The following is a 12,018-nucleotide window of genomic DNA, read 5'->3' as shown; positions in this document are numbered from 1 at the left end:
ATTTAAAGCAGCCTAGCTTATTCGTCAATAGAGCGAAGTAGGGCATTGATCCCCACTTTTTCGCGGGTTTGTTGGTCTACCTTTTTAACGATAATTGCAGCATACAAACTGTGCGAACCGTCTTTACTTGGTAGAGAACCCGGAACAACAACCGCACCGGCTGGCACGCGTCCGTAGTGTGTTTCACCCGTTTCACGGTCATAGATTCGGGTGCTTTGCGAGATATACACGCCCATCGAGATCACCGCGCCTTCTTCAACAATCACCCCTTCAACAATCTCAGAGCGAGCGCCGATAAAACAATTATCTTCAATGATAGTTGGATTGGCTTGTAGTGGCTCTAGTACGCCTCCTATGCCCACACCGCCCGATAGGTGTACATTCTTGCCAATTTGCGCGCACGAGCCAACAGTGGCCCATGTGTCGACCATGGTGCCTTCGTCAACGTAAGCACCAATGTTAACGTAAGAGGGCATCAAAACCACATTCTTGCCAACGAAGCTGCCTTGACGCGCAACCGCATTTGGTACAACACGCATGCCGCCTTGTTGAAACTGCTCAGGGGTATAGTCACTAAATTTTAGCGGTACTTTGTCGAAGTATTGGCTAACACCATCATGCATAGGTTGGTTGTCGCGAATACGAAACGATAGCAATACTGCTTTTTTTAACCATTGGTGAACAACCCATTCTCCGCTGATCTTCTCTGCAACGCGAGCAGCGCCAGAGTCTAACAAGTCGAGTACTTGGATTATGGTGCTTTTTACTGGCTCTGAAACACTTGAAGGTGAAATACTGTCGCGCTCTTCCCACGCTTGTTCAATGATTAATTTTAGATCTGACATGATGTCCTCTTTTATTCTGATTCAGCGTTTAATTTTTTCATTAAATCACGGTGTAATTCTGCTTTGTGCTCTTCGCTTAAAGCGTGATAATTTTCATCTGATACCACAAAGAAGTCCTCTGCGCGCTCGCCTACCGTTGTAATTCGTGCAGCGTGAATATGCAGTGAGTTTGCTTGAAAAACTTCGGCAATTTTTGTGAGTAAACCTGGAATATCTATCGCTTGAATTTCGATTAAGTTTCTATCGCTGCAAGCGTGTGGACGAACAATAATTTTAGGCTTGATATTGAAGTCTTTAAAGCGCTGAGAGCGGTTCTTTTTCAAGCGTATTTTTTTCTTAGGGTCGTCTAATACAGCTTCAATGCCTTTGCGAATTGAGTCGGCGCGCGCGCTGGCTACAGGGTTGCCGCTTACTTCCAAAATTACAAAGCTAAACACTACATAGCCATCTTTGGTGGTCATCACTTGTGCGTGTTGTATTTGCGCTTTTTTAGAGCCAATCACGCTCACCAGCTTGGTAAATAATGTTGCTTCGTAAGGGCTATACACAAACACTTGTGTTCCGCCATGCATGGGTTTTTCGCTGACCACGACACTTGCTTGACTTAAATCTTTTGACTTAAGTAAGTGTTCACTATGCCAAGAGATCTGTTGCTCACTAAAAGCCGTAAAGTAGTTAGCTTTAAAGCGCGCCCAACTTAAGTCTATGAACTCTTCTTCGTAGCCTTTGTTGATAAGGCGTTGCTTGGCTTGACGCTTTTTATCGCGAATTTGGTCACGCATGTCCATGGGATTTTCTAGACCTAAACGCAGTGCTCTTTGTGCATGTAGATAGAGCTCTCGTAAAAGCGTATTTTTCCAATCGTTCCACAGGTTGTCGTTAGTCGCGCGAATATCCGCCACGGTGAGGCAATATAAGTAGTCGAGTTGGCGCTCATTTTTTACTTGGCTGGCAAATTCATTAATCACCTCAGGGTCATTAATATCTTTGCGCTGAGCTGTGACAGACATCAATAAATGGCTTTTTACCAGCCATGCAACTAAGCGTGAGTCAGACGTCGTAAAGCCATGCATTTTACAAAAGGCAAGCGCATCCACGGCGCCAAGTTCAGAGTGGTCACCACCTCGGCCTTTGGCAATGTCATGAAATATCGCTGCCAAATACAATAGCTCAGGCTTGTCCATACGGGTGACGATTTCGCTACAAATTGGAAAATCGCTTGGCTGAGTTTTATCAAAATACTTATAAATATTGTTGATTAACTTGTGCGTATGCTCATCCACGGTGTAAGCATGAAACAAGTCAAACTGCATCTGTCCAAAGATATTACGCCATTGTGGTAGGTAAGCTGCAATCAAGCCGTGTTTGTGCATTAAGGTAAATGCTCTGCCCATGCCATTCGGGTGCTTAAGCAAGCGCAGGAAAGCATCTCGACAACCGGCATAGTCTTGTAAGTCGCCTAACAAACGACGACGAACTTGGCGCATGGTGCGAATTGTATTCGGGTCGATATTAACGATTTCTGGGTTGTCGGCGATGTGCTCAAACAACACAAATAATTGCTCACGGCGAAAGAAGACTGACGGATTTTTAACGCGAATTTTATTCCCAACACGCTCAAAGTTTCTATCAAGTGGAACGACTGCTTGTGCAGCATGATCGGGCAAAATGCTTTGCTCAAAGTAAGAAAGCAACATTTGGTTCATTTCGCGCACGCGACTCATGATCCTAAATAAACGTTTCATCATGCGCTCAACTGAAGCTTTGCCTTCAGCACCAAAACCGAGTAATTCAGCTGCGTTAGGTTGGTGATCAAACAGCAACCGGTTTTCGCTACGACCTGCTGCCAAGTGCAATGCAAAACGAATATTCCATAAATTCTCAATGCACTCTAAAAGTTCTTGATATTCTTCATGGGTTAAATAACCGTGACTGATAAGCTCTTCAAGAGTTTCGGCATGAAAATGCTTTTTAGCAACCCAAAAAATAGTTTGTAAATCTCGCAGCCCACCAGGGTTTTCTTTGATATTTGGCTCAAGGTTATAGGCTGTACCATGGCACTTTTTATGCCGTACTTTTTGTTCATCTACTTTGGCAATAAAAAACTCATCAGATCGCCAAATTGGCGTTTCTACGATGTGGCTTTTCAAGCGCTCAAATTCAATGTGGTTACCACATATCAAACGGCTTTCTAATAGGCTGGTAGTAAAGTGAACATCTTGTTTTTTTTGTTCGAGTACTTGTTCGTGTGTTCTAACGCTATGGCCAATTTCAAGGTTAAGATCCCACAACATGGTTACAAATGCTTCGATATTGCTTTGTAGTTGCTCATTGGGTGGGGTTTCGACAAGCAATAAAAAATCGATGTCGGAATAGGGGTGAAGCTCCCCTCGACCATACCCGCCTATCGCGATTAGTGCGATTTCAGGAAAAAGCGCTAGTTCGGTATCGTTGAAAAGCTTAATGAGCAAGCGGTCGATGAACTCGGCGCGAGCATTGATCAAGTTACGAACAGGTTGTTTAGAAAATTCGTTGTTCAGCCATTTATAAAAATAAGCCGAACAATCTTTATAATCAGCAAGCTGCTCGGAAGTGTCGAGCAGCTTTTTTACTTTGTTAGGCAGTGCCACCTAAGGCTCCTAGTGTTCTATCACTCGGTCAATGGTTTCATCGCTACGTAGAGTTAAAATCTCTACGCCGTTGTCAGTGACCAGTAATGTATGCTCCCATTGGGCAGATAGACTACGGTCTTTAGTAACAACAGTCCAGTCGTCTTTTAACAGCTTGCATTGGCGTTTTCCTGCGTTGACCATAGGTTCAATAGTTAAACACATGCCTGCTTTTAACACTTCACCAGTGCCTGGTTTGCCGTAGTGCATCACTTGCGGCTCTTCGTGGAATTCTTTACCAATACCGTGGCCGCAATATTCGCGTACGATCGAGTAATTAAACCCTTCAGCAAATGTTTGGATCGCGGCGCCAATATCACCTAAGCGCACGCCTGGTTTTACCATCTTAATTGCAAGATAAAGGCTTTCTTGGGTAATTTCACTTAGACGCTTACCTTGAATGGTTGGTGTGCCAACATAAAACATTTTTGAGGTGTCGCCGTGGTAGCCATCTTTAATCACTGTGACATCGATATTAATAATGTCGCCTTCTTTAAGTGGTTTGTCGTTTGGAATACCATGACAAATAACATGGTTTACCGACGTACAAATTGACTTTGGAAAGCCATGGTAATTAAGCGGCGCGGGTATCGCATTTTGTTCATTCACAATATAATCGTGACAAATTGTATTTAGCTCATCTGTAGTGACCCCAGGCTTTACATATGGCCCAATCATTTCTAATACTTCTGCGGCTAAACGCCCGGCAACACGCATCTTTTCGATTTCTTCAGGGGTTTTAATCACTGCACTCATTGAGACTCCAAGTCGATATTTTTAAGTTAGCAACAACGCACAAATTTTGTACTTATCGTTGAGTTACGCTCTTTTATATGGTATAAAGCGCGCCGTCTTTTTACAAATAAATCTTACGAGGTTGTTTGTAGTTAAGATAAACACATTCATATTAACACACACACATATCGACACATACACTTGGGTGCATGTCTTGGTAAAACGCTAAGCATGTTGGTGCTATGGGATATGTGGAGGCTTAACCCTAAACTATTAGAGGAAATTTAAAATGGCAAACGTTTCAATGCGCGATATGCTTCAAGCAGGTGTTCACTTCGGTCACCAAGCTCGTTACTGGAATCCTAAGATGAAGCCTTTCATCTTCGGCGCTCGTAACCGTGTACATATCATCAACCTTGAAAAAACAGTTCCAATGTTCAACGATGCACTTAAGTTCTTACAGAACACAGCATCTAACAAAGGTAAAATTCTTTTCGTAGGTACTAAGCGCGCTGCAAGCGAAGCAGTTAAAGAAGCAGCTCTTCAAAGTGATCAGTACTTCGTAAATCACCGTTGGTTAGGTGGTATGTTGACTAACTGGAAAACAGTTCGTCAATCAATCAAGCGTCTTAAAGACCTTGAAGCTCAAAGCCAAGACGGTACTTTCGAGAAGCTGACTAAAAAAGAAGCGTTAATGCTAACTCGTGAAATGGAAAAGCTTGAAAAGAGCCTTGGTGGTATCAAAGATATGGGCGGTCTTCCTGACGCTATCTTCGTTATCGACGCTGACCACGAGCACATCGCAATCCGCGAAGCTAACAACCTAGGTATTCCAGTAGTATCTGTAGTTGATACTAACTCGAACCCAGATGGTGTTGACTACATCATCCCTGGTAACGACGATGCTATCCGTGCTATCCAGCTTTACACTGGCGCTGTAGCGACTGCTATCACTGAAGGTCGTGAAAGCAACATCGTTGCTCAAGCAGAAAACGACGATTTCGTAGAAGCTGAGTAATTAGCTGTCATCAAGTCTTCATCTTAATGAGATGAAGACTTGATATTCTTGAAGAGCGGTTATTCCGCTTCCCTAAAACAGAATTCATATTTGAGGATATTCTAATGGCTGTAACTGCTGCCCTAGTAAAAGAATTACGCGAGCGTACTGGCGCTGGCATGATGGATTGTAAAAAAGCGCTAACTGAAACCAATGGTGACATTGAGCTGGCGATTGAAAACATGCGTAAGAGCGGTGCTGCAAAGGCTGCTAAAAAAGCGGGTAACATCGCTGCTGAAGGTACAATCCTTATCAAAGAAGGCGAAGGTTTCGCTGCACTATTAGAAGTTAACTGTCAGACTGACTTCGTTGCTAAAGACGAAAACTTCCTAGCGTTCGCTAACTCTGTACTAGACGTTGCTGCTGCATCTAAAACAACGATTGCAGACCTACAAGCACAGTTTGAAGAAGCGCGTGTTGCACTAGTTGCTAAAATCGGTGAAAACATCAACGTTCGTCGCGTTGAGTACATCGATGGTGCAAACCTTGCTACTTACCGTCACGGTGAGCGTATTGGTGTTGTTGTTGCAGGTGAAGCTGACGAAGAAACACTTAAGCACGTTGCAATGCACGTAGCTGCGTCTAAGCCTGAGTACGTAAACCCAGAAGACGTACCTGCTGATGTAGTAGAAAAAGAGAAAGCGGTACAGATCGACATCGCGATGAACGAAGGTAAGCCTGCTGAAATCGCTGAGAAAATGGTTGTTGGCCGTATGAAGAAGTTCACTGGTGAGGTTTCTCTTACTGGTCAAGCTTTCATCATGGAACCTAAGAAAACTGTTGGCGAAATTCTTAAAGAAAAAGGCGCTACAGTATCTAACTTCGTACGTTTAGAAGTTGGTGAAGGTATCGAGAAGAAAGAAGAAGACTTCGCTGCAGAAGTTGCTGCACAAATCGCTGCTGCAAAAGGCGAATAAGTTTGTTCAGTCGCAAAAGTAAACACCGCAGATTTATCCTAGGAGTGACTCCAAGGGTAATTGTTGATTTGCTTTTGCTTCGATGCTGAAAATTCTTTAAAATAGCCGCGCATTTATGAATATCATAAGCGCGGTTATTTTTTATCTCACTTTCACAAATGGCCCGGAAAATATGACTATCAATCGAAAACCTGTTTTTAGACGCGTTCTTCTTAAATTAAGCGGTGAAGCTTTAATGGGAGATGAAGGCTTTGGTATCGATCCAAAAGTGTTGGATCGCATGGCACAAGAAATCAAAGAACTTGTAGAGCTCGACGTAGAAGTGGGTTTAGTTATCGGTGGTGGTAACTTCTTGCGCGGCGGTTCACTTGCAGAGGCGGGAATGAACCGCGTTGTTGGTGACCATATGGGCATGCTAGCAACTGTTATGAATGGCCTTGCTATGCGAGATGCGTTGCACCGTGCGTTTGTAAACTGTCGTTTAATGTCTGCCATTCCACTTAATGGGGTGTGTGACGCTTACAACTGGGCAGAAGCAATCAGTTTATTAAAATCAGGCCGCGTGGTGATCTTCTCAGCAGGTACTGGTAACCCATTTTTTACCACTGACTCAGCAGCGTGTTTGCGTGGTATTGAAATTGAAGCCGATACTGTAATTAAAGCAACCAAAGTGGACGGCGTGTTCAGCGATGACCCTGTCAAGAACCCTGAAGCCACACTTTATCGTCATTTGACGTATAATGAGATTATAGAAAAAGAATTAAAGGTAATGGACTTAGCGGCATTTACGCTAGCCCGTGACCATGATATGCCATTAAGCGTATTTAACATGAACAAACCAGGCGCCTTAAAACGCGTGATAATGGGCGAAGAAGAGGGTACTTTGATTTCTTCTGCAGCCTCGGAATAATCAGTTAAGACTAGGATTGAATTGTGATTAACGATATTAAAAAAGATGCGCAGGAGCGCATGCAAAAAAGCGTAGCAGCACTTGCTAGCCAATTATCTAAGATCCGTACTGGCCGTGCTCACCCAGCTCTTTTAGATGGTATTACTGTCTCTTACTACGGTGCAGATACACCACTTAACCAAGTGGCCAATGTATCAACTGAAGATGCACGTACGCTGACAATCAGTGTATTTGATAAGTCTTTGGCACAAGCTGTAGAAAAAGCGATTATGTCTTCAGACTTAGGCTTAAACCCAATGTCTGCGGGTACAATTATTCGTGTACCTCTTCCTCCACTTACAGAAGAGCGTCGTAAAGACCTTATCAAAATTGTACGTGGTGAAGTGGAGAGTGGTCGTGTTGCGGTTCGCAACATTCGTCGTGATGCCAATGGTGATATTAAATCTTTATTAAAAGATAAAGAGATTTCAGAAGACGAAGCACGTCAAGCAGAAGATGAAATTCAAAAGCTAACAGATAAGTTTGTTAAAGAAATGGACACACAATTGAGCGCGAAAGAAGCTGAGTTGATGGAAATCTAAGCAGTTCAAATTTATTAGTTTTGCAACGCCGTCTAGGGTATACTAGGCGGCGTTTTTTTTTATCTAAATCGGGATTATGGTTTTAAACGCTGAAACGATTTCACAGCAATCTTTGCCCAAGCATATTGCCATCATTATGGATGGTAATGGTCGTTGGGCACAGTCGCGCAACAGACCTAGAACTTACGGACATAAAAAGGGTGTGGACTCAGTTCGTAATGCGGTTCAATTTTGCTCGAATTTAGGGATTGAATCTTTGACACTCTTCGCATTTAGTAGTGAGAACTGGCGTCGTCCTGAGGACGAGGTAAGTACACTGATGGAGCTGTTTTTATTAGTCCTGACAAAAGAGGTGAAGAAACTTCATAAAAACAATGTAAAGTTGACGGTAGTAGGTGACTTAAAGCGCTTTCCTACATCGTTACAGGAGCGAGTTAACGCCGCTCATCAGTTGACGAGAGAGAATACTGGACTACAACTTAATGTTGCTGCTAACTACGGCGGTCGTTGGGATATCACTCAAGCAGCCCAAATCTTGGCAGCACAAGTGGCTGAAGGAACTTTAACACCCGAACAAATCACGGAAGAAGAAATATCAAAACATCTTACTATGGCAAACCAAAGCGAACTTGATTTACTGATACGCACCGGTGGTGATTATCGTATTAGTAACTTTTTGCTTTGGCAGGCAGCTTATGCTGAGCTCTATTTTACAGATACTTTATGGCCTGATTTCGATGATGAAGCTTTTTCAGAGGCCATCGCATGTTATGTGTCAAGAGAGAGACGCTTTGGCTGCACCGGCGATCAAATAAAACAACTACTCGCTGCGTCCAAAACAACAAGTTAAAGGTAAATTAGTTTGCTAAAACAACGTATTTTAACTTCAGTGGTGCTTGCGCCTCTGGCAATGCTGTTGGTGTTTTATACACCGCTAGCGCTATTTAGTTTTATCGCTGCTGCGATCGTATTACTGGGCGCATGGGAATGGTCTGCGTTTATGGGTTTGTCTAGCGCGAAGTCCCGTGGCGGCTTTGTTGCGCTTATGGCGGGAATTATCGGGCTGCTACATTGGCATTGGCCCATCACCTCACTTTGGCAAAGTGGGCATCTGCAAGCGGATGCCAATTATGTGTTTACACTGGCTTTTGCGTGGTGGCTCGTCGCAACGTTTCTTGTTTTCAAGTATCCCGCTAAGGCGAGAGCTTGGAATGAAGGTATAGTAATGCGCGCGGTGGCAGGGGTACTTACGTTAGTACCTCTTTGGCTAGCACTCAACGTGTTACGCAGTGCTGAATATCAGCAAGCTCATCAATATGGCTCAACACTCATTATGGTGGTGTTGGGGATTGTTTGGAGTGCTGATATTGGCGCGTATTTTGCGGGGAAGAATTTCGGAAAACACAAGTTAATGCCAAATGTGAGCCCAAATAAAACAATTGAAGGGCTGATTGGGGGCGTGATCACCGCAGTGATTTTTGTGGTGGTATTTTGTCACTTTGCGCAGGTTGAACAAAAATTATGGCCAATTTATGCGATTATGACGGTATTTATCGCGTTATTTTCAGCCATTGGCGACTTGCTTGAGAGTATGTTTAAACGTGAGGTTGGTTTAAAAGACTCTGGTGCGTGCTTGCCCGGCCATGGGGGTATATTAGATAGAATAGACAGTTTGACCGCGGCAGCCCCAATTTTCGCTTTATGCTATGCGTGGACGGTGACTTTATGAGTCAACTAGAACAGGTTGTTATTCTCGGAGCGACGGGTTCAATCGGTTTATCTACACTGGATGTGATCGCTCGTAACAGTGAGCGTTATCAGGTGTTTGCTCTGGCTGCAGGGCGCAATGTCGAGAAGATGGCTGAGCAATGTTTAGTGCATCAGCCAAAATTTGCCATTATGGATTGTGAAGATGCGGCAAAGCGCCTTAGGGAGCACCTTAGTGGGCTTGCCACAGAAGTGCTTGCTGGGACCGAACAAATGGCACAGATAGCTGCACACAGCGACGTTGATATCGTGATGTCTGCAATTGTTGGGGCGGCAGGCTTAATTCCGACTTTATCAGCGGTTGAAGCCGGCAAAAAGGTGCTCTTGGCTAATAAAGAGTCTTTGGTCATGTCGGGCCAGATATTTATGGATAAAGTTGCACGCCACGGGGCGACATTATTACCTATCGATAGTGAACACAACGCAATTTATCAATGTTTACCTATCGCATTGCAACAAGATGCAAAGCAAGGGTTAGACAAGTTTGGGGTGAGTAAAATATTACTGACAGGCTCCGGTGGTCCATTTTTAAACCGCGATATCAATACACTTAAAGATGTAACAGTGGCAGAGGCTGTGGCGCACCCCAATTGGTCTATGGGGCAAAAAATTTCTGTCGACTCAGCAACCATGATGAACAAAGGGCTTGAGTTTATAGAAGCAAAATGGCTCTTTGCTTGTCAGGCGCAAGATATTGAAGTGGTGATCCACCCGCAAAGTATGATCCATTCTATGGTGCAATACACTGATGGCTCGATTGTCGCACAAATGGGACAACCAGATATGCGCACCCCCATCGCATACGGACTTGCCTATCCAGAGCGCATTGACGCCGGAGTAAAGCCGCTAGACTTTTCATCATTAGCTGAGTTTACGTTTACAAAGCCCGACTTTGCGCGTTATCCCAACTTGGCGTTGGCTATTAACGCATGTCAGTCAGGGCAGGCAGCAACAACCATTGTCAATGCGGCAAACGAAATAGCAGTAGCGGCATTTTTAAATAAGCAAATTGGGTTTTGTGATATTTATCGAGTGAATGCTCAGGTACTTGATAAATCGACGTTACATTCTTTAAAATCGGTACGCGAAATCATGGCGCTAGATGCTCAAACCAGAGTGCTTGCCCGCGACGTTGTGAATCGAATAAGGTAATTTATGTTTGATTTTTTGTGGAATCTCGGCTCATTTATTCTTGCTTTAGGCATTCTCGTCACAGTTCATGAATATGGTCATTTTTGGGTGGCACGCAAAGCTGGAGTAGAAGTTCTGCGTTTTTCTATCGGCTTTGGCAAGCCTTTGTGCCGTTGGTATGACAAATTTGGTACCGAATATGTGATTGCGATGATCCCACTTGGTGGGTACGTAAAGATGCTTGATGAGCGTGTTGACGATGTTCCTAGCGAAAAACGTCATTTAGCGTTCAATAACAAACCTGTTTTGTCGCGTATTGCTGTTGTTGCGGCTGGACCCATCGCTAACTTCTTATTTGCCATCTTAGTACTGGCTGCCATGTATATGATAGGCGTGCAAAGTGCTAAACCCGTGGTTGGGCAAGTACAAACAAACTCCCGTGCAGCTATGGCAAGCATGCAAAGTGGCGATCATATTTTAAGTATGTCAGGTAAAGAAGTGAATACTTGGCAGGATGTCACGTTTAGTTTGATGAGCCATCTGGGCGAAGACGTTATCGAAGTAAAGGTAAAAGATGCTCAGCAACAAGTTGCAATTCGACAGATAAATATCGACGGTTGGAAGCTAGATAAGCAAGATGAAGCACCTTTGACAGCCATTGGCATCACACCCTATAGGCCTGCAGTTACTCTAACTTTGGGGCACATTGCAAAAGAGTCTGCAGCTGAGTTAGCTGGACTTAAAGTTAATGATACAATCAAAGCTTTAAACGATAAGCCAATAGCAAATTGGCAACAATTTGTGCAAGTGATTCAAGCTTCACCGAACAGGCAACTGACTCTTAGCATTGAGCGAAACGGTATAAATCAAAATGTCTCGATAGTCCCACAAGCACGTCAAGGACAAGATGGTACATTGCAGGGCTTTTTAGGGGTTGTTCCTTTGCTTGAAAAATGGCCAGACGGTTACATAGAAACTAGACATTATGGGCCGTTGGATAGTATGGTGCTCGGCGCTGAGAAAACTTTTGAGCTGGTCCGTTTAAGTTTTGACATGATAGGTAATTTGCTTACCGGGCAAGTCTCAGTAAAGAATTTAAGTGGGCCCGTGGGTATTGCAGTGGGGGCAGGCAATAGCGTCAGTTACGGTATTGTTGCGTTTTTAAGCTTTTTAGCGCTGATTAGTGTCAACCTAGGTGTTTTTAATTTATTGCCTCTGCCAGTCTTAGATGGTGGGCACTTAATGTATTACATAATTGAACTAATTCGCAAAAAACCAGTCTCTGAAAAGACACAAGAGTTAGGGTTTAAGGTAGGTGCGATAGTGCTTATTGCTTTAACTTGTTTTGCATTACTTAACGATGTCTCGAGGTTGTAACTCGAATGGCGTATATGACGCCCATCAAA

Annotated in this window: 11 protein-coding genes; 8 read left to right on the top strand and 3 right to left on the bottom strand. The window is 43.8% G+C overall.

The window, feature by feature from the left end; translation table 11 throughout:
* Positions 1-17 precede the first annotated feature (17 nt).
* From dapD to map, 3 genes are read right to left on the bottom strand one after another with little or no spacing between them, the layout of a single operon-like run.
* On the bottom strand, positions 18-845 hold the full coding sequence (dapD, locus tag GDK41_RS11630; RefSeq protein WP_152086572.1) for a 2,3,4,5-tetrahydropyridine-2,6-dicarboxylate N-succinyltransferase: 828 nt from the start codon (positions 843-845) through the stop codon (positions 18-20).
* An 11-nt stretch (positions 846-856) separates the two neighbouring features.
* Positions 857-3,475 (bottom strand): [protein-PII] uridylyltransferase, encoded by a 2,619-nt coding sequence (gene glnD, locus GDK41_RS11625; protein WP_152086571.1) that lies wholly within the window; start codon positions 3,473-3,475, stop codon positions 857-859.
* 9 nt (positions 3,476-3,484) lie between these two features.
* A complete protein-coding gene (gene map, locus GDK41_RS11620) occupies positions 3,485-4,270 on the bottom strand; it encodes a type I methionyl aminopeptidase (protein ID WP_152086570.1) in 786 nt (261 codons plus the stop codon).
* 268 nt (positions 4,271-4,538) lie between these two features.
* Here map and rpsB point away from each other — a divergent pair, with 268 nt between their 5' ends.
* From rpsB to rseP, 8 genes are all read left to right on the top strand, one after another.
* Positions 4,539-5,267 carry a 30S ribosomal protein S2 gene (gene rpsB / locus GDK41_RS11615; protein WP_152086569.1) on the top strand — a complete coding sequence of 243 codons (729 nt, stop codon included), beginning with the start codon at positions 4,539-4,541 and terminating at the stop codon, positions 5,265-5,267.
* 104 nt (positions 5,268-5,371) lie between these two features.
* Positions 5,372-6,223, top strand: a complete 852-nt coding sequence (gene tsf, locus GDK41_RS11610) for a translation elongation factor Ts (protein ID WP_152086568.1) — start codon at positions 5,372-5,374, stop codon at positions 6,221-6,223.
* Between the two features lie 172 nt (positions 6,224-6,395).
* Positions 6,396-7,133 carry a UMP kinase gene (gene pyrH / locus GDK41_RS11605; RefSeq protein WP_152087577.1) on the top strand — a complete coding sequence of 246 codons (738 nt, stop codon included), beginning with the start codon at positions 6,396-6,398 and terminating at the stop codon, positions 7,131-7,133.
* A 23-nt stretch (positions 7,134-7,156) separates the two neighbouring features.
* Positions 7,157-7,714 carry a ribosome recycling factor gene (frr, locus tag GDK41_RS11600; protein ID WP_152086567.1) on the top strand — a complete coding sequence of 186 codons (558 nt, stop codon included), beginning with the start codon at positions 7,157-7,159 and terminating at the stop codon, positions 7,712-7,714.
* Between the two features lie 76 nt (positions 7,715-7,790).
* Positions 7,791-8,564 (top strand): isoprenyl transferase, encoded by a 774-nt coding sequence (locus GDK41_RS11595; protein ID WP_152086566.1) that lies wholly within the window; start codon positions 7,791-7,793, stop codon positions 8,562-8,564.
* Between the two features lie 12 nt (positions 8,565-8,576).
* Positions 8,577-9,443: a phosphatidate cytidylyltransferase gene (locus GDK41_RS11590; protein WP_152086565.1), complete on the top strand. Its 867-nt coding sequence runs from the start codon at positions 8,577-8,579 to the stop codon at positions 9,441-9,443.
* On the top strand, positions 9,440-10,633 hold the full coding sequence (gene ispC, locus GDK41_RS11585) for a 1-deoxy-D-xylulose-5-phosphate reductoisomerase (RefSeq protein ID WP_152086564.1): 1,194 nt from the start codon (positions 9,440-9,442) through the stop codon (positions 10,631-10,633). Before GDK41_RS11590 ends, ispC begins: the two co-directional genes overlap by 4 nt.
* 3 nt (positions 10,634-10,636) lie before the next feature.
* A complete protein-coding gene (rseP, locus tag GDK41_RS11580; RefSeq protein WP_152086563.1) occupies positions 10,637-11,989 on the top strand; it encodes a sigma E protease regulator RseP in 1,353 nt (450 codons plus the stop codon).
* The last annotated feature ends 29 nt before the right edge of the window (positions 11,990-12,018 follow it).

The sequence above is a fragment of the Pseudoalteromonas sp. A25 genome, assembly GCF_009176705.1.
In the GTDB taxonomy this organism is placed as follows: domain Bacteria; phylum Pseudomonadota; class Gammaproteobacteria; order Enterobacterales; family Alteromonadaceae; genus Pseudoalteromonas.
The sequence above is the reverse complement of the archived record's forward strand: the minus strand, read 5'-3'. Positions and strand labels throughout refer to the sequence as shown.